This window comes from Paraburkholderia dioscoreae, from assembly GCF_902459535.1.
In the GTDB taxonomy this organism is placed as follows: domain Bacteria; phylum Pseudomonadota; class Gammaproteobacteria; order Burkholderiales; family Burkholderiaceae; genus Paraburkholderia; species Paraburkholderia dioscoreae.
The window spans coordinates 417468-439790 of record NZ_LR699553.1 but is presented as its reverse complement, the minus strand read 5'-3'; the positions used below and the strand labels follow the sequence as shown (position 1 = coordinate 439790).

The 22323-nt window shown below is 63.0% G+C and carries 18 protein-coding genes; 11 read left to right on the top strand and 7 right to left on the bottom strand.

Annotated elements, in window-relative coordinates:
* Positions 1–159: 159 nt before the first annotated feature.
* Both PDMSB3_RS02080 and PDMSB3_RS02075 read left to right on the top strand, forming a co-directional pair.
* Positions 160–591 carry a VOC family protein gene (locus tag PDMSB3_RS02080; protein WP_007179391.1) on the top strand — a complete coding sequence of 144 codons (432 nt, stop codon included), beginning with the start codon at positions 160–162 and terminating at the stop codon, positions 589–591.
* A gap of 132 nt (positions 592–723) precedes the next feature.
* Positions 724–2037 (top strand): MFS transporter, encoded by a 1314-nt coding sequence (locus PDMSB3_RS02075; protein ID WP_007179392.1) that lies wholly within the window; start codon positions 724–726, stop codon positions 2035–2037.
* Between the two features lie 135 nt (positions 2038–2172).
* Here PDMSB3_RS02075 and PDMSB3_RS02070 read toward each other — a convergent pair whose 3' ends face one another.
* Together PDMSB3_RS02070 and PDMSB3_RS02065 are read right to left on the bottom strand one after the other, a co-directional pair.
* Positions 2173–2712: a single-stranded DNA-binding protein gene (locus PDMSB3_RS02070; protein WP_007179393.1), complete on the bottom strand. Its 540-nt coding sequence runs from the start codon at positions 2710–2712 to the stop codon at positions 2173–2175.
* Positions 2713–2847: 135 nt separating this feature from the next.
* Positions 2848–4035: an MFS transporter gene (locus PDMSB3_RS02065; protein WP_041743926.1), complete on the bottom strand. Its 1188-nt coding sequence runs from the start codon at positions 4033–4035 to the stop codon at positions 2848–2850.
* A 331-nt stretch (positions 4036–4366) separates the two neighbouring features.
* On the opposite strand from PDMSB3_RS02065, the gene uvrA reads away from it, so the two are divergent.
* Positions 4367–7240 (top strand): excinuclease ABC subunit UvrA, encoded by a 2874-nt coding sequence (gene uvrA / locus PDMSB3_RS02060; protein WP_165184391.1) that lies wholly within the window; start codon positions 4367–4369, stop codon positions 7238–7240.
* Positions 7241–7274: 34 nt separating this feature from the next.
* Positions 7275–8360 carry an AI-2E family transporter gene (locus PDMSB3_RS02055; RefSeq protein WP_007179396.1) on the top strand — a complete coding sequence of 362 codons (1086 nt, stop codon included), beginning with the start codon at positions 7275–7277 and terminating at the stop codon, positions 8358–8360.
* A 60-nt stretch (positions 8361–8420) separates the two neighbouring features.
* Here the strand turns inward: PDMSB3_RS02055 and PDMSB3_RS02050 are convergent, their stop codons facing one another.
* The gene (locus PDMSB3_RS02050) at positions 8421–10589 is read right to left on the bottom strand and encodes a TonB-dependent siderophore receptor (RefSeq protein WP_165184388.1); all 2169 of its coding nucleotides are present in this window, start codon (positions 10587–10589) and stop codon (positions 8421–8423) included.
* Between the two features lie 320 nt (positions 10590–10909).
* Here PDMSB3_RS02050 and PDMSB3_RS02045 point away from each other — a divergent pair, with 320 nt between their 5' ends.
* Positions 10910–12136, top strand: a complete 1227-nt coding sequence (locus PDMSB3_RS02045) for a PepSY-associated TM helix domain-containing protein (protein WP_007179398.1) — start codon at positions 10910–10912, stop codon at positions 12134–12136.
* Between the two features lie 78 nt (positions 12137–12214).
* Here PDMSB3_RS02045 and purU read toward each other — a convergent pair whose 3' ends face one another.
* From purU to PDMSB3_RS02025, 4 genes are all read right to left on the bottom strand, one after another.
* On the bottom strand, positions 12215–13084 hold the full coding sequence (purU, locus tag PDMSB3_RS02040) for a formyltetrahydrofolate deformylase (protein ID WP_007179399.1): 870 nt from the start codon (positions 13082–13084) through the stop codon (positions 12215–12217).
* A 100-nt stretch (positions 13085–13184) separates the two neighbouring features.
* Positions 13185–14033 carry an NUDIX hydrolase gene (locus PDMSB3_RS02035; RefSeq protein WP_007179400.1) on the bottom strand — a complete coding sequence of 283 codons (849 nt, stop codon included), beginning with the start codon at positions 14031–14033 and terminating at the stop codon, positions 13185–13187.
* An 89-nt stretch (positions 14034–14122) separates the two neighbouring features.
* Positions 14123–14689 carry an adenine phosphoribosyltransferase gene (locus PDMSB3_RS02030; protein WP_007179401.1) on the bottom strand — a complete coding sequence of 189 codons (567 nt, stop codon included), beginning with the start codon at positions 14687–14689 and terminating at the stop codon, positions 14123–14125.
* 86 nt (positions 14690–14775) lie between these two features.
* Positions 14776–16776 carry a monovalent cation:proton antiporter family protein gene (locus tag PDMSB3_RS02025; RefSeq protein ID WP_007179402.1) on the bottom strand — a complete coding sequence of 667 codons (2001 nt, stop codon included), beginning with the start codon at positions 16774–16776 and terminating at the stop codon, positions 14776–14778.
* Between the two features lie 161 nt (positions 16777–16937).
* Here PDMSB3_RS02025 and kdsD point away from each other — a divergent pair, with 161 nt between their 5' ends.
* The 6 genes from kdsD to PDMSB3_RS01995 all read left to right on the top strand — a co-directional run bounded on the left by kdsD (position 16938) and on the right by PDMSB3_RS01995 (position 22285).
* Positions 16938–17921 (top strand): arabinose 5-phosphate isomerase KdsD, encoded by a 984-nt coding sequence (gene kdsD, locus PDMSB3_RS02020; protein WP_007179403.1) that lies wholly within the window; start codon positions 16938–16940, stop codon positions 17919–17921.
* Positions 17921–18481, top strand: coding sequence for a KdsC family phosphatase (locus PDMSB3_RS02015; RefSeq protein WP_007179404.1), 561 nt, complete (start codon positions 17921–17923; stop codon positions 18479–18481). The genes kdsD and PDMSB3_RS02015 overlap by 1 nt, the downstream gene beginning before the upstream one ends.
* Complete coding sequence (gene lptC / locus PDMSB3_RS02010) at positions 18478–19086, top strand: LPS export ABC transporter periplasmic protein LptC (RefSeq protein ID WP_007179405.1); 609 nt, start codon at positions 18478–18480, stop codon at positions 19084–19086. Before PDMSB3_RS02015 ends, lptC begins: the two co-directional genes overlap by 4 nt.
* Positions 19087–19106: 20 nt before the next feature.
* A complete protein-coding gene (gene lptA, locus PDMSB3_RS02005) occupies positions 19107–19778 on the top strand; it encodes a lipopolysaccharide transport periplasmic protein LptA (protein ID WP_007179406.1) in 672 nt (223 codons plus the stop codon).
* On the top strand, positions 19775–20560 hold the full coding sequence (gene lptB, locus PDMSB3_RS02000) for an LPS export ABC transporter ATP-binding protein (RefSeq protein ID WP_007179407.1): 786 nt from the start codon (positions 19775–19777) through the stop codon (positions 20558–20560). The genes lptA and lptB overlap by 4 nt, the downstream gene beginning before the upstream one ends.
* Positions 20561–20767: 207 nt before the next feature.
* A complete protein-coding gene (locus PDMSB3_RS01995) occupies positions 20768–22285 on the top strand; it encodes an RNA polymerase factor sigma-54 (protein ID WP_007179408.1) in 1518 nt (505 codons plus the stop codon).
* The last annotated feature ends 38 nt before the right edge of the window (positions 22286–22323 follow it).

The window sequence follows — 22323 nt, the reverse complement described above, 5'->3', positions numbered from 1 at the left end:
ATCGGAAGCGGCGCCCGGCGGCAATCGGAATCAATCGGGATCAACCCGAACCTATCCATTAATTCGAATCATTCGAATGATTCGATTGACTGAAAACGCGGGTCGTCCTAGACTGATCTTCATCGCGCAGGCTCGCGCTTACATCAAAGGAGATGGACCATGCCGAATTTCATCAAGCACATCGCATTCAAGGTCGAAGACGTCGAGAAAGAACGCGCGTTTTATGAGAACGTATTTGGCTACAAGCATGTGAATACGGTGCGCCGCAAGGGCAAGAGCGGCGATCACATTTCGCATCACCTGACCGACGGCTATATGGATCTGACGCTGATTCACTATGAGTCGTCGGATTCCGATGAAGCCGATTTCGCCGGTCCGGCGCCGTGCATTCATCACATCGGCATGGAAGTGGAAGACCTCGACGCGTTCATCGAGCAGATCAAGGAAAACGGCGGCGAGATCCTCACGGCGCCGGGTCATCTGCCGGTCAAGTTCCGCTCGCCGAACGGCCCGGTTGCCGAAGTCGTGCCGATGCAGCGCTGGGAAAAGAAGACGCTCGCGGCCGGCGTGCACGGCGAAGTACTCGAGTAAGACGTTCCGGCTCGCATTAAACCAATTCATAGCGAGCTGTTCGACGTACGGCGGCGCGGACGCCATTCCCGCGACGCCGCGACACAAGACGCAACGGCACGTGTCGTTGCGTAGTCGCAAGAAGGAGACACGATGGAATCGATCCGCCGGCGCAGCCGCTTTTCCGCGACCACAGGCGTACTGGTTGTCCTGTGCATCATGTCGTTCCTGATGTACGTGGACCGTACGAATATCTCTACTGCCGCACTCGCGATCCGTCGCGATCTGCATCTGAGCAACTCGCAGCTTGGCGTCGTGTTTTCCGCTTTTGCACTGACCTACGCGCTCGCGATGATTCCGGGCGGCTTTATCGGCGATCGCCTCGGCGCCCGCAAGATGCTTGCGGTGTGCGGCGTGCTGTGGGGTCTGGGCACGCTCCTGACCGGCTTCGCCGGCGGCCTGGCGACGCTGCTGCTCGCGCGCTTCGTCGTCGGGCTGGGTGAAAGCCCGATCGTGCCGGCATCGGCCCGCGCGCTGACCGCGTGGATGGAGCCCGAGCGCCGTGGATTTTCGCAAGGCATCACGCATGCGTGCGCCCGGCTCGGCAACGCATCCACGCCGATTCTCGTCGCCGGCCTGATCACCGCGTTTTCGTGGCACATCGCGTTCATCCTGCTCGGTGCGGCGAGTCTTGCGTGGGTCGTCCTATGGGTCTGGTATTACCGCGACAATCCCGCCGATCATCCGGGTATCACGCCCGAAGATATTGCGCGGCTGCCCGCGAAGGTCGGCAAGACGCGCGTGCCGATGCGTTGGGCGCCGCTATTGCGCGCGCTTTGGCCGGCTACTGTGGTGAGCTTCTGTCACGGCTGGATTCTGTGGTTCTTTCTGAACTGGATGCCGTCGTTCTTTGCGCAGGCGTATCACCTGGATATCCGGCATTCGGCCGTCTTCAGTTCGGGAATTTTCCTGAGCGGCGTTGTCGGCACCACGCTGGGTGGCTGGCTCAGCGATCTGATGTTCAGGAAGACCGGCAACATCCGCCGATCGCGCCAGACGCTGATCACCATCGGGTTTCTCGCACCGATCGTGTTCTTCGTGCCGATGTTCCTGCACCCGTCGTCGACGCTCGCTGCGTTCTCGCTGGCTGCCGCGCTGTTTCTCTCCGAACTCGTGACCGCGCCGCTGTGGGCCGTCGCGATGGACCTCGCACCCAATCACGCGGCAACGTCGAGCAGCATCATGAACACCGGGCTTGGGATTGCGGCATCGGTTTCGCCGCCGCTCGTCGGCTGGCTGGTCGATACGATGCATTCATGGGAGCCGGTGTTTGCGCTGTCGATGTTCTTTCTCGTGCTCGGACCGATTGCCGCGCACTGGATTCGCCCTGACCGTCCTTATCTCGGCGAGCCTGAGGCGGAGACGGAAGAAGCGGGTGGTTTTGCGGCGCCGATGGACGCTTATTGAAGGCACACCGGTTAGGACGACGCGTTCGATGGCTGGATGGGGTGTTCGAGCCCGCTTGCCGCGAGTGTTGAGCGGATAGAAAAAAAACCCCGCACGAAGGCGGGGTTGATGTTCACGTTCTTCGGCTGCAAAGGCTTAGAACGGAATATCGTCATCCATCTCATCAAACCCGCCGCCAGCCGGCGCGCTCGGACGGCTCGCGCCGCCGCCGGCACCACCACCGCTGCCGCCACGCGAGCCACCGCCCGACGCCGCGCGACCGCCACCACCACCGCCGCTACGCTCCGACGGCTCACCCCGGCTGTAACCGCCTTCGTCGCCGCCACCGCCCATCGAGCCGCCGCGGCCACCCAGCATTTGCATCTGCTCAGCGACGATTTCGGTCGAATAACGGTCGGTGCCGTCTTGCGCCTGCCACTTGCGGGTACGGATGCGCCCTTCCAGGTACACCGACGAGCCCTTCTTCAGATATTCGGACACGATTTCCGCGAGGCGACCGAAGAACGACACACGGTGCCATTCAGTCGCTTCCTTCATTTCGCCGGACGCCTTGTCCTTGTACCGATCCGTCGTTGCAAGGCGGATGTTCGCCACTGCGTCGCCGCTCGGAAGATAACGGACTTCCGGATCGGCTCCGAGATTGCCGACGAGAATGACCTTGTTCACGGATGCCATGAGTTTCTCCTGTTGATTCCGTTACGGGCGGCGCGGCAATACACGGTTCGCGTTTCAGGGCCGGCGGGCCCGAGACCGGAACTGCGCCTCTGCCCGCCGCCGGGTGAGTTCTGGATGAGTTCGGGATGCGCCGTATTACGCTTTGCGCGGCGGCTGTTTCATCTTTGCGGCGATTATAAGCCAGCAAAAGACGAGCCCCGAACAAGTGAAGAACACGGCGCTCTGACCGTCCGCTTTCAGCAACCAGCCGCCGACCACCCCGCCCAGCGCAAGACCGATCGACTGCGTGGTGTTGTACACACCGGCGGCCGCGCCCTTGCGGGTTCCGGGCGCCAGCTTCGACACCAGCGAAGGCTGCGAAGCCTCGAGAATATTGAAGCCGAGAAAGTACACAAAAAGGATCGCCGCCACACTCAGAATCGTATGCGGAGCGACGCCCAATAACAACTGTCCGATCAGGATAAGAGCGATCGCCGACAGCAGCACGATTTTCATTTTGCCGCGCTTTTCCGCGGCGATGATCGCTGGCACCATCATCACGAACGAGAGGCCCATCACCGGCAAATACACTTTCCAGTGCGATGCTACCGGCAGGCCGCCGGCTTCGAGAATGCGCGGCACGACGAGGAACAATGCGGTTTGCGTCGCGTGCAGCACGAGCACGCCAAAATTCAGACGCAGCAACTCGACGTTGTGAAGCACTTCGGCGAACGGCGCGCGCACGTGCACCGGTTTCGGCGCATCGGGCACGATCCACAGCACCACGCCGACGGCCAGAATCGAGAAGATGCCGACCAGCGTGAACAGGCCGCTCATGCCGACCCACTGGAACACGATCGGCGCGCCGACAATCGCCACCGCGAACGACACGCCGATACTGCCGCCCACCATCGCCATCGCCTTGGTGCGATTTTCTTCGGCGGTCAGGTCGGCGATAAATGCGATCACCGCGGAAGACACCGCACCCATGCCCTGAATCACCCGGCCGACGATGATCCACGTCATATCGTGCGCGCCCGCCGCCACGAAGCTGCCGAGCGCGAAGATCAGGAGGCCGGTCGCAATGACCGGTTTGCGGCCGACCTTGTCGGAGACCCAGCCGTAGAAGATGTACAGCATGGACTGCGTCACGCCGTACGCGCCCAGCGCGATACCCACCAGCAGCACGTTGTCGCCGCCGGGAATGGTCTTCGCGTAGATCGAGAACACCGGCATGATCATGAACAGACCCAGCATGCGCAGCGCGAAGATCGCGGCAAGCGACACGGTCGCGCGCAGTTCAGGCGCGCTCATGCGTGAGGAAGTGGCGGACGGATTGGACATCGGGAGCGTTCTTTGAATGAGCTGGGCGGCACACCGCGGGCGGGCACAGCGGCAAGGCGGCCACGACCGCGCGGCTTGCCGCAGGACGGCGGGCCAGCATGCGGCGCGGCGTTGGGCGGGCGGACCGGCATTCCCGCTGACGCCTCACGGTGCCTTGTACTCGCGGAAAACGGCCCCAGTTAGACCCCTTGCCCGCGACGCTGGATCGCTGCCTTACAGCTCGCTTCGACGCCTCTTCAGGCTGTCAGGAAGCCGTAACGGCGGTCTTGAAAAGTCGTTATAGTAGCAGGTTTAGCCTCTTCCTCTTTCCGCCAGTTCATGGAATAAATCCGTGGAACAAATCCGTATTCGTGGGGCTCGCACCCACAACCTGAAGAACGTCAACCTCGACCTACCCCGTCACAAGCTCGTCGTCATCACGGGCCTTTCAGGCTCGGGCAAATCGTCGCTGGCGTTCGACACGCTCTATGCGGAAGGACAACGGCGCTACGTCGAAAGTCTCTCCGCCTATGCGCGCCAGTTCCTGCAATTGATGGAGAAGCCGGACGTCGATCTGATCGAAGGCCTGTCGCCGGCCATCTCGATCGAACAGAAAGCGACCTCGCACAATCCGCGTTCCACGGTCGGCACCGTCACCGAAATTCACGACTATCTGCGTCTGCTGTTCGCACGGGTCGGCACGCCCTACTGTCCGGACCACGAAATTCCGCTGGAAGCGCAAAGCGTCTCGCAAATGGTCGACGCGGCGCTCGCCCTGCCGGATGAAACGAAGCTGATGATCCTCGCGCCAGTGGTGGCGAACCGCAAAGGCGAGCACGTCGAACTGTTCGAGGAAATGCAGGCGCAAGGCTTTATCCGTTTCCGTGTGCGCTCGGGCGGTGGCACCGCCAATGAAGGCGTCGCGAAAATCTATGAAGTCGACTCGCTGCCCAAGCTGAAGAAGAACGACAAGCACACCATCGACGTGGTCGTGGACCGCCTGAAAGTGCGCCCCGACATGAAGCAGCGCCTCGCCGAATCGTTCGAAACCGCACTGCGTCTCGCCGACGGCCGCGCGATCGCGCTCGAAATGGATACGGACAAGGAGCATCTGTTCAGCTCGAAGTTCGCCTGCCCGATCTGCTCGTACTCGCTGCAGGAACTGGAGCCGCGCCTCTTCTCGTTCAACAATCCGATGGGCGCGTGCCCGGAATGCGACGGCCTCGGCCAGATCACCTTCTTCGATCCGAAGCGGGTGGTCGCGCATCCGTCGCTGTCGCTCGCGGCGGGCGCGGTGAAAGGCTGGGACCGGCGCAACCAGTTCTACTTCCAGATGCTGCAAAGTCTCGCGGCGTTTTACGAGTTCGATATCGACACCGCCGTCGAAGACCTGCCGGAGAAGGTCCGCAAGATCCTGCTGTTCGGCTCGGGCAAGCAGGAGATCCCGTTCTCGTATATCAACGAACGCGGCCGCACTTCGGTGCGCGAGCATGTATTCGAAGGGATCATCCCGAATCTGGAGCGGCGTTATCGCGAGACCGATTCGGTCGCGGTGCGCGAAGAGCTCGCCAAGTATCAGAACAACCAGCCCTGCCCGGCCTGCGCCGGCACGCGGCTGCGCCGCGAAGCGCGCTTCGTGCGGATCGGCACGGACGGCGACGCGCGCGGCATCTTCGAAATCAGCGGCTGGCCGTTGCGCGACGCGCTCGGCTATTTCCAGACGCTGCGTCTGGAAGGCTCGAAGCGCGAGATCGCCGACAAGGTGGTCAAGGAAATCGTCGCGCGGCTAATGTTCCTGAACAATGTCGGGCTGGACTATCTGTCGCTGGAGCGCAGCGCGGAAACGCTGTCGGGCGGCGAGGCGCAGCGGATTCGCCTCGCCTCGCAGATCGGCTCGGGCCTGACCGGCGTGATGTACGTGCTGGACGAACCGTCCATCGGCTTGCATCAGCGCGATAACGACCGGCTGATCGCCACGCTCAAGCATCTGCGCGACCTGGGCAATTCGGTGATCGTCGTCGAACACGACGAAGACATGATCCGCATGGCCGACTACGTGGTCGACATGGGACCGGGCGCGGGCGAACACGGCGGCATGGTGATCGCCGAAGGCACGCCCAAACAGGTGCAGGCGAACGCAGCGTCGATGACCGGGCAGTACATGTCCGGCGCGCGCAACATCGAGTTCCCGGACGAACGCAAGGCGCCGGACGAGCGGCGTCTGCGTATCGTCGAGGCATATGGCAACAATCTGAAGCATGTGTCGCTGGATCTGCCGGTCGGCTTGCTGACCTGCGTGACCGGCGTGTCCGGTTCGGGCAAGTCCACGCTCATCAACGACACGCTGTATCACGCGGTCGCGCATCACCTGTACGGTTCGGCCACGGAGCCGGCACCGTACGAGTCGATCGAGGGTCTCGAGCACTTCGACAAGGTGATCAACGTCGACCAGTCGCCGATCGGCCGCACGCCGCGCTCGAATCCGGCCACCTACACCGGACTCTTCACGCCGATCCGCGAACTGTTCGCGGGTGTGCCGGCGGCGAAGGAGCGCGGCTACGAAGCCGGCCGCTTCTCGTTCAACGTGAAGGGCGGCCGCTGCGAATCCTGCCAGGGCGACGGCGTGCTGAAGGTCGAGATGCACTTCCTGCCGGACGTGTACGTGCCGTGCGACGTCTGTCACGGCAAGCGCTACAACCGCGAAACGCTGGACGTTCAGTACAAAGGCAAGAACATCAGCGAAGTGCTCGACATGACGGTGGAGAACGCCTATGAGTTCTTCAAGCCGGTGCCGGTCGTCGCGCGCAAGCTGAAAACGTTGCTGGACGTCGGTCTGGGCTATATCCGGCTGGGCCAGTCGGCCACCACGCTCTCCGGCGGCGAAGCGCAGCGCGTCAAACTATCGTTGGAACTGAGCAAGCGTGATACCGGTCGCACTCTATACATACTTGACGAACCGACTACCGGCCTGCACTTTCACGACATCGCGCTGCTGCTCGAAGTGATTCACAGGTTGCGGGACCAGGGTAATACCGTCGTGATCATCGAGCATAATCTCGATGTAATAAAAACCGCGGACTGGATCATCGACCTCGGACCGGAAGGCGGAGCGGGCGGCGGACAGATCATTGCCCAAGGCACGCCGGAACAGGTGGCGAAGTCGAAAGCAAGTTTTACCGGTAAATACCTGGCGCCTCTGCTGAAACGCGCGGCCAGCAAAAAGTAACGCGGCACAACTCGGGTTGGGGACGGAATAAGCCATGACCAAGCGGAATCAGGCGAGCGAAGACGGGCAAGTGCAGGATCTGCGCCCACGCCCGGTCAGGCTGACTAGCGACATGAGCCTGCCGAGGTTGTCGGCAGTCGAAATCGGCAGTTACGTCGTGATGTTGTTCGGCATGTGGGCGGTCATCGAACTCAAACTGCTCGGCGCGTTGCTCGCCGGGCTGCTGGTGTTCCAGCTGGTCCACACCATCGCGCCGCGCATCGAGCGTCACATGTCGAGCAGGCGGGCACGCTGGCTCGCAGTGGTCATTCTCGCCACGGTGATCGTGGGCGCGCTGACGGGGCTCACGCTCGGCATCATCGAGCATTTCGAGAACGACGTGCCGAGCGTGCAGAAGCTGCTCGATCAGGCCATGCAGCTGATCGACCAGGCGCGCGGCCGGATTCCGCAATTCGTCGCCAACTATCTGCCAGTCGATACCGAGCAGATGAAGGCCAAGGCGGCGGAGCTGATGCAGACGCACGCCAACATGCTGCAGCAAAGCGGCAAGACCGCGGCGCGCGCGTTCACGCATATCCTGATCGGCATGATCATCGGCGCGATCATTGCGGTCGGCGCGCAAAAGCATATGCAGCGGCTGCCGCTGTCCACGGCCTTCGTCACGCGCGTGACACGTTTCGCCGATGCATTCCGCCGTATCGTGTTCGCCCAGGTGAAGATTTCCGCGATCAATGCGGTCTTCACGGGCATCTTCCTGCTGGTGATCCTGCCGATCTTCCACGACACGCTGCCGTTGTCGAAGACACTGGTGCTGGTCACGTTCATCGTCGGCCTGCTGCCGGTGGTCGGCAATCTGATCTCGAACACGATCATCGTCGCGGTGGCGCTCTCGGTGAGCTTTCCGGCGGCGGTCATGTCGCTCGTGTTCCTGATCCTGATTCACAAGCTCGAATACTTCCTGAACGCGCGCATTGTCGGCGGACAGATCGAGGCGCGCGCCTGGGAACTGCTGATCGCCATGCTCATCATGGAAGCGGCGTTCGGCATTCCCGGCGTGGTCGCGGCGCCGATCTTCTATGCGTACATCAAGCGGGAATTGATCTACTTGCGGCTGGTTTGAGCCGGCAGGCGGAGCGGCCAGGCGAACCAGAGCGGCACTTCGGTGCCGCTTTTTTCATGCTCAGAAGTCGATGCGCGCATTCAGCGACAACGTGCGCGGATCGCCCGGCGTCACATAATCCGCGTATTGATACTCCCAATAGCGGCGATTGAGCAGGTTGTCGATCGCCGCGCGGAACGTCACATCGTAGCCGCCTATACGCGTGGCGTAGCTCGCACCGAGATTGACGAGCATGTAGCCGGGCGCATCCAGATTGCCTGCCGGACGTATGCCGGTGTTGCCGGTGAACTTCGCGTCGGCGCCGATGCGCAGCCCCGGCACATACGGCACCGAGTAGGTTGCGTGACCCGCCACCACGAACTGCGGCGCGCCGGCCACACGGTTACCGTTATTGGCCGCGCCCTTCTCGTACCTGGTGTTGATCCACATGAGATCGCCGCCGACGTTCCAGCTCGCGCCGAGGCGCACGTCGCCGCCGAGCTCCACGCCCTGGAAAATCGACTCGCCGTCCTGCGTATAGACGTTGGCGCTGTTCGCGTAAGCCGAGCCGCGTTCGATCCGGAATAGCGCGGCCGTCGCGCTCCAGTGCTCATGCTCGCTCTTGATGCCGACTTCGTACTGCTTGCTGCGCAACGGCTTGAGCAGTTCACCGCGGTTCGCGTACGTGTCGCCCACCACGGTGCCCGCTTCCAGCGACTCGACGTAGCTCGTGTACAGCGTCGTGGTCGGCGCGAGCTTGAACATCAGTGCCACCGTCGGCGTCACGACGCCGTTCTGGCTATAAGTCGACGTGGTCGCCCCAGTGGTGGAATAGCCGTGCTGCTCGTAGTTCGTGTAACGCACGCCGCCGAGTACCGACCAGCGTTGCGTCAACTGGATCGTATCGTTCGCGAACAGCGCTTTTTGCGTGATGTCGCTGTCGCGATAGGTGTAGTAGTTCGGCACGCTGTAGAAGGTATTGGTGTTCGGCTGATAGAGGTTGCCGCTACCGATGTCACCAAAGAAACTGTTCGCGCCGTAGTCGTTCGTTTGACGCTGATACGCCGCGCCGATCACGAGCTGGTGCTGGAACGGTCCCGTCTTCACGCTGCCTTGCGCCGACACTTGCCACAAGCTCAACTGATGCCCTTCCTTGCCGGCGAAGCGGCTGTCGGTGTAATCGCCGGCGCTGTTCTGAAGGTAATAGGTGCTCTCGTTGCGATCACGTGAGCTTTTGCTGTAGCTGTAGTTCGCATTCAGCGTCCAGTCCGGGCCCAGGTTGTACTGGAAGCCCGCGGTATAGAGCTGGACGTTCGTGTTCAGATGCTGGTCGGGACCGGAGAGGTCGCCGGTGCCGCCGCTCATCGTATGCGGCAGGACTGTGCCCGGATATTGCGCCGTCGAGATCGCGCCGGTAATGCCGCTCGAATGACGCTCCTGATACAGCGCGCCGAATGTGGCCGTGAGGTCGCGGGTGATACGCGCGTCGAGCGCGACCGACACCGAGTCGCGCCGCACGTTGCCGTCGTTATACGTCTTGCCTTCTTCGTGCGTCGCGTTCAGACGGTAGCCGAACATGCCGGCCGGACCGACGCGGCCGCCGAGATCCGCATGTTCGGTCCACACGCCGTCGGTGAAATAGCCGATGTCGACGCTGCGCACCGGCGTCGTCGAGACCGGCGGCTTTTTCGTCACGTAGTTGACCACGCCGCCCGGGGCGCCGAAGCCGTACATGAATCCGGTCAGCCCCTTGAGCAGTTCCACTTTCTCGAGCTGTTCGTACGGCATCGTGATGCCGTAACTGTTGAACGGCATGCCGTCGATCTTGAAGCCCGACTGCCAGTCGAGCTGCATGCCGCGCACCGTCAGATAGGTGGCCCATGCGTTGTAGGCGTTGCCGTTGTCGGAGACGGAAGCGTCGGTGGCGAACACGTCGCCGAGTTTGGACGGCTGGCGATCCTGCAGGTCTTCACTCGTAACTACAGTGGTCGAGAACGGCGTGTCGAGTTGGGAACGCGTGCCGAGCGCACCGCTGCTGACGTCTTCCTTCAGATGCTGCGCGGTGTCTTGCGCCGCCGTGACCTTGACGGCCGGCAGCGCTTCTTCGCCGGCCGGCTCCGACACCGGCGTACCCGACGCCTGCTGTGCCCACGCCGCATGACTCGCGGCAAATGCCAGACACGCCGCCCATTGCAATGGTCGCACTGTCATTCTTTTCTTCGGCGCTCGCAGGCCGTTTTCTACGTTCATCGCTGATCCCCGCAGTCCCTGAATCCTCAATCAAATGAGAATAATTCCCATTCACCGAGCCGCGATGATGCCGAAGATTTATGCGAATTGTAAACTTTGATATGCGACATTTTGTCGCATGTGCTTGCCCTATCTGTGAGGAAAGCCTTGCTGGCCGGACCTCCTGGAAAAACGCAAGGCTTGGGGAGTGTTGCGTCGCTACGCCGCACTTACGACAAACTTGCAGCGCGTGGCATGATTCCATAAGATGCGAACAATTCCCATTTACATCAAGCCTCTGTCGTGACACGCCATTCGAATTCCGCTCCGTCGGCTCGCCCATGAGGCGGCAGCTCGTCCGCCTGCATCGCTGGTTCGGTGTTGCCACAGCGCTATTTCTGTTCATCGCCGGCCTCACCGGCGCGGTCATCGCGTGGGACCATGAGCTCGATGCGGCGCTGAACCCGTCGTTCTTCAAGGCGCGCACCGCCGGCACGGCGCTGTCGGGCCTGGAACTGGCGCGCCGCGTGGAAGCCGCCGATCCGCGTCTGCAGGTGACCTATCTGCCGCTCGCGGCCGAACCGGGCCACACGCTGCAAATGATGGTGCTGCCGCGTACCGACCCGGCCACGCGGCAACCCTATCCGCTCGACTTCAATCAGATCGCCGTCGACCCCGCCACCGGCGAAATCCAGGGGCGCCGCGAATGGGGCGCCGTCTCGCTCGCGCGGCTCAATCTGATCCCGTTCATCTACAAGCTCCACTACACACTGCAACTGCCCTTCACGAGCGGCGTCGATATCGGTACGTGGCTGATGGGGATCGTCGGCATCGTCTGGCTGTTCGACAGCGTGATCGCGCTGTGGCTGTCGTTTCCGAGCGCCAAGGTGTGGCGCAAGTCGTTCGCGTTCCGCTTTGGGCGCGGCGGCTATGCGCTCACTTTCGATCTGCACCGCTCAGGCGGCGTATGGATCTGGGGCCTGCTGATGATCGTTGCGCTGACATCGATATCGATGAATCTTTCAGCGCCGGTGGTGCGCCCCATCGTGTCGCTGTTCTCGAAGCTCACGCCGGATCCGGTCAACAACCCTGAAATCCGCCGCGCGCCGCAACCCGGCGACACGGTGTTGAGCCGCGAGCGCATCGTGCAATTGGCCGAGCAGGCCGGCAAAGCGCGGAACCTCGGCGTCGCGCCGGGCGGCATCTACTACGCTGAATTCATGCATGCGTATGGCGTCGGTTTCTACGCGACCGGCAATGACCACGGCGACATCGGTCTCGGCAATCCGTGGATGTATTGGGACGCGGCCACCGGCAGGCAGCTCGCCGCGCAGATCCCCGGCAAGGGCACGGCGGGCGACGTCTTCCTGCAGGTGCAATTCCCGCTGCACTCGGGACGTATCCTCGGTCTCGGCGGACGGATTCTGATTAGTGCAGTCGGCGTTGCGGTCGCCGTGCTGAGCGCGACCGGACTGCTGATCTGGCTAAAGAAGCTGAACGCGCGCCGCCGTTCCGCGCAAAACGCGGGTGCCGCGCGGGATGCGGGCCGGTCCGCGGCGCGACCCTAGTTGGCAAAATGGCGGCGCCGGAGTGATCCGGCCGCCGCCATTTGCCCTCAACCCTCTACTGCAAAGCGATCAACCGCTTTAGCGAAACACCACCGTCTTGCTGCCGTTCAATACGACGCGATGCTCCACGTGCCACTTCACCGCGCGCGCGAGCGTCACGCATTCGACGTCGCGGCCGATCGCCGTCAATTGCTCCGGCGTCATGCTGTGGTCGACGCGCTCCACTTCCTGCTCGATGATCGGACCTTCGTCGAGATCCGTCGTCACGTAATGGGCCGTCGCGCCGATCAGCTTCACACCGCGGTCGAACGCCTGGTAATACGGCTTCGCACCCTTGAAGCTCGGCAGGAACGAGTGATGAATGTTGATCGCGCGGCCGGCCAGCGCTTCGCACAGCTTCGGCGACAGAATCTGCATGTAGCGCGCGAGCACCACGAGGTCGGCTTGATGCTCGTCGATCACTTCGAGCACGCGCGCTTCCTGTGCGGCTTTCGCGTCGGGCGTGGCGCCCATCAGCGGGAAGTGATGGAACGGAATGTCGTAGCTGGCGGCGAGTTGATAGAACTCCTTGTGGTTCGAGATGATCGCCGCAATCTCGATACCCAGCTGGCCGGTGCGGTAACGGAACAGCAGATCGTTCAGACAATGGCCGATCTTTGACACCATGATCACCACGCGCGGCTTGACCGACGCGTCGTGCAACTCCCAGCGCATGCCGAACTGTTCTGCGAGCGTCGCGAACGACGTGCGCAACGCCTCCAGACCCGGATCGCCGCCCACCTGCTGAAAATGCACGCGCATGAAGAACTCGCCCGTGCGGCTGTCGCCGAACTGCGCGGAGTCGAGAATGTTGCTGCCCCGCTCGAACAGAAAGCCCGACACGGCGTGAACGATGCCGGGCCGGTCGGCGCACGACAGTTTGAGGATAAAGCTGTGATCGGTCGACATGACCTGGGTGACTCCCTTCTTCAATGCGTGGTTTGTTCAGTGTGCATGGTTCGATGCAGCGCGTTTCGGCAAGTTCGTTGCATGCGCACCTTTACGGCGGTCAGGCGAACACCGGCGGCACGAACAGAACCTCTATCCCGGCGCATGCGTCTTCATCGATCCAGCGGCGGCGCAACAGGCAATCCAGCGTGGCCAGGCTCGCGTCGACCGTCATCGCGCCCTCCTCGATCCAGCGCGCCACTTCGTCGATGCGCGCGAGCCGGTGCTCGCCCACTTCGCCGTCCTGATTGCGCGGCGCGAAATCCGCCGGCAGCGCGAGGTCGTAGATGAAAATCTGCTCGGCCTGCGTGCCTTCCGGCAACGACTGCAGCACATGCGCGGTGCGGCCGGCCACGGCGCGGGCGGCGATCTCCTCGGGAATGCCGGCTTCTTCCCAGCACTCCTTGATGATCGTCGCCTCGACACCAAAGCCCCAGCCAATCCCCCCTGCCACGACATTGTCGAGCATGCCCGGGTCGGTCGCCTTGGTGTCGCTGCGGCGCGCGATCCACAATTGCGGTGCGCCATCTACGTATTCTACGACGCCGTTCAGATGCACCGCGTAGGTCATCGTGCCGAAGAAGCGCGAAGCCGCGCGTTCGATATACGCGAGCGGCGGCGCATCGAACGCATTGCGGATCGCGTAGGTTTCGTTGCGCCAGCCCGGAATGCGGCCTTCGGCGGCGAGCGCGCCGATCACGGAACCGAGCGCGGCGCTGCGCAAATCCACCGTATTGAACGTGGGCGTCAGCGTCACACGGGCATTGTCCAGGTCGAACACGTCGGGCCAGCGCGCGAGTGACGGCACGTCGCTCGCGCGGATCCAGCCGACCTGTCCGGTGTCGATCCAGAACGGCACGTGGGCCTGCACGTCGAAGCGGCGCGCGGCGGTGATGCAAGGCAAAGTCATGTAAAGCTCCAAACTGTTCGCGGTCCTGGCGGGTGAGCACTGCTCGGTGGGCATAAAGAACGAGTTCACAGCGGATTGACCGCCAATGATCAATGCCCTTCGAATCCGGTCACCGTATAGAGCGCCAGGCCACCGTCACGCAGCAGCTTCGAGCCGCCGAGTTCGGGCAGATCGATAATCGCCGCGCCTTCCACCACGACCGCGCCGAGCCGTTCGAGCAGGATCTTGCCGGCCATCATCGTGCCGCCCGTGGCGATCAGGTCGTCGATGATGACCACGCGGTCGCCCGGCTTGCAGGCGTCTTCGTGAATCTCGACGGTTGCGCAGCCGTATTCGAGCTCATAGGATTGCGCGAGCCGGTTGTAGGGCAGCTTGCCCGCCTTGCGGATCGGAATGAAGCCGAGGTTCAGTTCATACGCGAGAATCGGCCCGATAATGAAACCGCGCGCATCCAGCCCGGCAATGTAGTCGAGCTTCGCCTCGATATAGCGCTGTACGAACAGATCGATCAGCACGCGCAGCGACTTCGGCTCCTGCAGGAGCGGTGTGATATCGCGGAACTGCACGCCCGGCTCCGGCCAGTCAGGCACGGTGCGAATGTGGCTTTTGATGTAATCGGCCGCATCGAGCGGCGCGCTCGGAAGCGCGTTGGACATGATGTCTCCGGATGGACCTCGACAGGTCCGATGAAAAACCAAACCAGGACGCCACGGCAGGAACGCGCCCCGCCGGGGTACAGGCGCTAGGCGGCGGCGCCCGCGCGCCGATGCTTCGAGAGCCGTTCCTCGGCCTCCGCCAGCTGTTCGGGCAAACCGCGCAACACCACGATATCGCTCGAGCGCAGCTTGGTGGACGGATCCGGCTCGACGCCGCGAATGCCGTGCCGGCGAATCGCCGTCACTTCGACGCCCACCTCGAAAAGGCCTAGTTCCGCGAGCGTGCGGCCCACGGCGTCCGAGTTTTCGTCGACCGGCACCGATTGTAGCCGCACCTGTTCGTGACCGTCGTCGTCGTCCACGTCGTCGGCGCCATGGAAATAGCCGCGCAGCAGCGCGTAGCGCTCATCGCGCATTTCCTCGACCCGGCGCACCACCCGCCGCATCGGCACGCCCATCACCACGAGCGTGTGCGAGGCGAGCATCAGACTGCCTTCGACGATTTCCGGAATCACTTCGGTCGCTCCCGCGGCCAGCAGCTTTTCCAGATCGGAGTCGTCGACGGTACGGACGATGACCGGCAGCGTGGGTTCCAGTTCGTGAATGTTGTGCAGCACGCGCAGTGCCGACGGCGTGTTCGCGTAGGTGATCGCAATGGCGGCCGCGCGGTGGATACCGGCGGCGAGCAGCGACTCGCGGCGCCCGGCGTCGCCGAATACGACCGACTCGCCCGCCGCCGCCGCCGCCGCGACGCGGTCGGGATCCAGGTCCAGCGCGACGTACGACAACCCTTCGTGCTCCAGCATGCGCGCCAGATTCTGCCCGGCCCGGCCATAGCCGCAAATGATCACGTGGCCGCTCTGTTTCAGGCTCTGCGTGGCGATGCGCGTCATCTGCAACGACTGCATCATCCATTCAGTCGACGACAGGCGCAGCACGATGCGGTCCGCGTTCTGGATCAGGAACGGCGCGGCCAGCATGGACAGCAGCATGGCGGCGAGAATCGCCTGCAGCAGGGTGGCGTCGACGAGATGCTTGTCGAGAATCAGATTCAGCAGCACGAAGCCGAACTCGCCCGCTTGCGCGAGGCCGATGCCGGTGCGCATCGCGACGCCCGGCGACGCGCCGAAGAGCCGCGAGAGGCCCGTCACCATGACTGCTTTCAGCAGGATCGGCCCAACCAGGAAGCCGAGCACGATCAGCGGATGCTCCCAGATCACACGCGGATTGAGCAGCATGCCGGTGGTGATGAAGAAGAGCCCGAGCAGCACGTCGCGAAACGGCTTGATATCTTCTTCCACCTGATGCCGGTAAGGCGTCTCGGCGATCAACATGCCGGCGATGAACGCGCCGAGCGCGAGCGACAACCCGAACTTGTCGGTGATGAACGCGCAACCGAGCGTCACCAGCAACAGGTTCAGAATGAACAATTCCTGCGAACGGCGCCGTGCCACCACGTTGAACCAGCGCGTCATGAAGCGCTGCCCGACGATCAGCAGCAGCGACAGCGCCACGACGATCTTGATGGCCGCCACGCCGAGCGAGCTCACGAGATCCCTGGAACTGCCGCCCAGCGCCGCGATGATGATCAGCAGCGGCACCACCGCCAGATCCTGGAACAGCAGCACACCGAAGATATTGCGGCCGTGCTCGGTCTCGATCTCGAGCCGCTCCGCCAGCATCTTGCTGACGATCGCCGTCGACGACATGGCGAGCGCGCCGCCCAGCGCCACGCTCGCCTGCCACGTGATATGCACCCAGCGCTCCAGCACGAAGCCGAGCGTGACCGCCACCGCGATCGTGCCGAGCACCTGCAGCAGGCCGAGACCGAACACGAGGCGGCGCATGGAACGCAGCTTGGCGAGCGAGAACTCCAGCCCGATCGAAAACATCAGGAACACGACGCCGAATTCCGCCAGGTTCTGCGCGCCCGCCGAGTCGGGAATCAAACCGAACGCATGCGGCCCGACGACGATGCCCACCGTCAGATAGCCGAGCATTGGCGGAAGATTCAGAAAGCGAAAGGTCACCACGCCCGCTACCGATGCCAGCAGCAGGAACAGCGTCATTTCGAGCGGGGAAATCATCGGCAAAAACGCATGGGTAAAGCGTCCTCGTTCGTCAGCGGAACCGCGCACGCCAAACGCCGTGCGACAAGGTTGAGGGGCCGTTAAAGTCAGCAATAAAGACAGCGGCTTGGCACAGCAGGCCCGGCGCGGCGAACAGGCGCCTTTGCTATACTTCGCGAATGATAGCGAAAATCAATGGCGACCGGGCACTCGCGCTCGCTCGCGACGTGCTCGACATCGAAGCGGACGCCGTGCGCGCGCTTCGCGATCAACTCGACGACGGCTTCGTCGGGGCGGTCGACTTCATCCTGGGTTGCCGCGGGCGCGTAGTCGTTTCCGGCATCGGCAAATCCGGCCACGTGGCCCGCAAGCTCGCGGCCACGCTCGCCAGCACCGGCACGCCGGCGTTCTTCGTGCACCCCGCAGAAGCCAGTCATGGCGACCTCGGCATGGTCACCGCCGAAGACGTGTTCATCGCGCTGTCCAACTCCGGTGAAACCGAAGAACTGATGGCGATCCTGCCGCTCATCAAGCGGCTCGGCGCGAAGCTGATTGCAATGACAGGCCGTCCGTCTTCGAGTCTCGCACAACTGGCCGACGTGCACCTGAATTCCGGCGTGGCGAAAGAGGCCTGCCCGATGAACCTCGCGCCCACCGCCAGCACGACCGCCGCGCTCGCGCTCGGCGACGCGCTCGCGCTCGCGGTGCTCGACGCGCGTGGCTTCGGCCGCGACGACTTTGCCCGCTCGCATCCGGGCGGCGCGCTCGGCCGGCGTCTGCTCACTTATGTACGCGACGTGATGCGCACCGGCGACGATCTGCCGAAGGTCACACCTGAGGCCACCGTGCGCGACGCGCTGTTCCAGTTGACCGCCAAGCGCATGGGCATGACCGCGATCGTCGATCACGACGACCACGTGGCCGGCATTTTCACCGACGGCGACCTGCGCCGCGTGCTCGAACGCGACGGCGATTTCCGTCAGTTGCCGATCTCCTCCGTGATGACCGCCGGCCCGCGCACCATCGGCCCGGATCAACTGGCGGTCGAAGCCGTGGAACTGATGGAGCGCCACCGCATCAATCAGATGCTGGTCGTCGACGAAGCAGGCAAGCTGATCGGCGCACTCAACATGCACGACCTGTTCTCGAAGAAGGTGATCTGATGGCCCTCGCCCCTGCTACCGCGACCGAGCGCGCAAGCCGCGTCAAGCTGATGATTTTCGACGTCGACGGCGTGCTGACCGACGGCGGCCTGCTGTTCACGGCGGAAGGCGACACGATGAAGGGCTTCAATTCGATGGACGGCCACGGCATGAAGCTGCTGCGCCAGGCCGGCATCGAAACGGCGATCATCACCGGGCGCAAGTCGGGCATCGTGGCGGCACGGGCGAAGGAAATGAACATCACGCACGTCTATCAGGGCGTGCAGGACAAACCCCAGGCGTTCGCGGACCTGCTGCAGCAAACCGGCATGACGGCGGGAGAATGCGGCTATATGGGCGACGACTGGGTCGATCTCGGCGTGATGCTGAAGGTCGGCTTTGCGGCGGCGCCGGCCAACTCGCATCCTGAAGTGATCGCGCGGGCCCATTGGGTCAGCGAAGCGCGCGGCGGCCACGGCGCGGCGCGCGAAGTCTGCGACACGCTGCTGCGTGCACAACATAAGTATGAGGCGTTGCTGGCGGCCGCCTGTAGCGGCGAACAGCGGGGCCTCGTCGGATGAACCAGTTTCGCCTGACTTCGCTGATTCCGCTGGTCGCGATGGCCGCGCTCGCCGGTATCACGTGGTGGCTGCTGCAAGCTACCCTGCCCCGGCAGAACGAAGGCGTGGTGCGTCCCAAGGAACACACGCCGGACTACTTCGCCGACAACTTCTCGATTTCCGAACTCGACCAGTCGGGCTCGACGCAATACCGGCTGACCGCCCAGTCGCTGATCCACTACGAAGACGACGAACTGAGCGACCTCGTCAAGCCGGCCATGCGCGCGTTCCAGCCCGGCAAGCCGATCGTCACCGCAACCGGCGACACCGGCAAGGTGAACGGCGACGCGTCCATCGTCGATCTGTACGACAACGCGCGCATCCTGCGGGCGCCCGGCTACGGAGATCCGCAGATGCAGGCGGATTCCCAGCATTTTAGGGTGCTGGTCAACGACGATGTGATCGAGACCGAAAAGCCGGTTAAACTTCAGCGCGGCATGTCGGTGATGACTGCCAGCGGCATGAACTACAACAACGTCACCCGGGTGATGCAGCTGTTCGGCAACGTAAAAGGCTCGATCGCCCCGTCCGAAGCAGGCGGCAGCTCGCCCAAGCAACCCGGGTAATCCATTCCAGGCGTGACTGCATGAACGAATCGTTCCCCCGTTTTGACACCGGCCGCTCGCGCTCCCTGTCCGCGTGCCGCGCCGGACTCGCCGCGCTGATCGTCGCGCTGCCTCTCGCCGGCTTCGCGCCGCTCGCGCACGCGGACCGCGCCGACAAGGACAAGCCGCTGAACATCGAAGCGGACAACATGACTTACGACGACCTCAAGCAGGTCAACATCTTCACGGGCCATGTGGTTGCGACCAAAGGCACGATCGTGATCAAGGCCGACCGCGTCGAAGTGACGCAAGACCCGCAGGGCTATCAGTACGCCACCGGCACGTCGAGCGGCGGCAATCTGTCGTATTTCCGCCAGAAGCGCGAAGGCCTCGACGAATACATCGAAGGCACGGCCATTCGTATCGACTACGACGGCAAGCAGGATCTGACCACGCTCACCACCAACGCCACGGTGAAACGCCTGCAAGGCCTCTCCACGGTGATGGACCAGGTGCACGGCAGCGTCATTACGTATGACGGCCAGAGCGACTTCTATACCGCGAAGGCAGGCAAGGACGTCGCCGGCCCCGGCAACCCCACCGGTCGAGTACGCGCCATGCTGGCGCCGCGCAACGGCGGCGCTGCGCCGCTGAACGGCGCATCGGCCACGCTCGCGCCGTCCACGACGATCCAGGGAGCGCCGAACCAGTGAGCACCTCTGCGTCTCTCCCCAATCGCAAGCCCGCCGGCACCAGTAGTTCACTGGTGGTGCGCAACCTGAAAAAGCGTTACGGTTCGCGCACGGTCGTCAAAGACGTGTCGCTCGACGTGAAAAGCGGCGAAGTGGTCGGTCTGCTCGGCCCCAACGGCGCGGGCAAGACCACCTCGTTCTATATGATCGTCGGCCTCGTGCCGCTCGACGCCGGTGAAATCGATCTGGACGGTAAGTCGATCAGCCTGCTGCCTATCCACAAGCGCGCTTCGCTTGGGCTCTCGTATCTGCCACAGGAAGCTTCGGTGTTCCGCAAGCTCAGCGTCGAAGAAAACATTCGCGCGGTGCTGGAATTGCAGCACGAAGACAACGGCAAGCGGCTCAGCAAGGACACCATCACGAGCCGCACGGAAGCCTTGCTCGACGAATTGCAGATTGCGCACTTGCGCGCGAATCCGGCGCTGTCGCTCTCGGGCGGCGAGCGCCGCCGGGTCGAAATTGCCCGGGCACTGGCCACCAATCCGAGCTTTATTCTGCTCGACGAACCGTTCGCCGGCGTCGACCCGATCGCCGTGCTGGAAATCCAGAAGATCGTCAAGTTTCTGAAGCAGCGCAATATCGGCGTGCTGATTACCGACCACAACGTGCGCGAAACGCTCGGCATCTGCGATCACGCGTATATCATCAGCGACGGCAGTGTGCTGGCGGCCGGCGCACCGGGCGAAATCATCGAAAACGAAAGCGTGCGGCGCGTCTATCTGGGCGAGCACTTCCGCATGTAAGCGCACAAAGGATTGCCGGCTGTGCGAGCGCGCACCCGCCGGCTCCTTGTGCGGCAACCGCACACCCCGTTTTGACCCGGGCCGCTTCGCGCCCAGCGCCGCCTGAAGGAACTCATGCAGGGCGCACGCGAGAGGCGCACGTGTAATTGCGAATGTCGCAATGTATCGCGGTCGTGGCAAACTCTCTACAATGAATCTCAACTTGCCATGAAAGCCAGCCTCCAACTCCGCCTATCGCAGCATCTTGCGCTGACGCCGCAACTGCAGCAGTCCATCCGGCTGCTTCAGTTGTCTACGCTCGAATTGCAGCAGGAAGTCGCAATGGCGATCTCGCAGAATCCGCTCCTCGAGAACGAGGACGATTGGATCGCGAGCCCGCTGCGCGTGGCGGCCGACGGCTCGCTGATCGCCCAGGCGCCCAATTCTTCCGCTCCGCCCGACCAGATGGGCGGCAGCACGTCGTCATCGTCCAGCAGCAGCAGCGAGCGCGCCGAGAACGGCGAGCCGCAGGGCGTGGACGAATACAACGGCCTCGCGGGCGACAGTAACGGCGACGCGTCGCAATGGAATCTCGACGACTACGGCCGCTCGGGCAACGCCTCGGACGACGACGACCTGCCGCCGCTGCAAATCCACGAATCGAGCACCTCGCTGCGCGATCACCTGATGGCGCAATTGCGCGTCACCCAGGCGAGTCCGCGCGACCGCGCGCTGGTCACCTTCCTGATCGAATCGCTCGACGACGACGGCTACCTTGCCGCCACACTCGAAGAAGTGCTGGCCGACCTGCCCGAAGAGCTCGAAGTGGATCTCGACGAACTGAATGCCGCGCTTGCGCTGCTGCATAGCTTCGACCCGGCCGGGGTCGGCGCGCGCTCCGCGTCGGAATGTCTCAAGCTGCAATTGCTGCGGCTCGATGCCTCACCTACCCGCACGCTCGCGCTCGAAATCGTTGCGCACCACCTGGAATTGCTCGCGGCGCGCGACTTCACGCGTCTGCGCAAGCATCTGAAGGCCAACGACGACGATCTGCGCGACGCACACGTGCTGATCCGCTCGCTCGAACCGTTCCCCGGCGCCGCCTACGGCAAGGCCGAAGCGGACTATGTCGTGCCGGACATCATGGTGCGTAAAACGGCACAGGGCTGGCAGGCCGAGCTGAACCCCGAAGTCGTGCCGAAGCTGCGTATCAACCATCTTTACGCGAATATTCTGCGCAATAACCGGGGCGACCCGGGCAGCGGTTCGTTGCGCCAGCAACTGCAGGAAGCGCGCTGGCTGATCAAAAATATCCAGCAGCGTTTCGAGACGATCCTCAGAGTGGCGCAAGCTATTGTGGAGCGTCAAAAGAGCTTTTTTGTGCACGGCGAAATTGCCATGCGCCCCTTGGTTTTGCGGGAAATTGCTGATACGCTGGGCCTACACGAGTCAACTGTCTCGCGTGTGACAACCGGTAAATACATGCTGACCCCATTCGGGACGCTTGAATTTAAGTACTTCTTCGGATCACACGTTTCGACTGACACGGGCGGCGCGGCGTCTTCAACGGCGATCCGTGCGCTCATCAAGCAACTGATAGGAGCGGAAAACCCGAAATCTCCTCTTTCAGACAGCCGCATAGCCGAACTGCTGGCGGAACAGGGCTTCGTGGTCGCACGGCGTACCGTCGCGAAATATCGTGAAGCGCTCAAGATTCCGGCAGTCAACCTGCGCAAGTCTTTATAGCGCGCCCCCAAAGCTGTTGCTTCGCGCCAGCCCCTCAA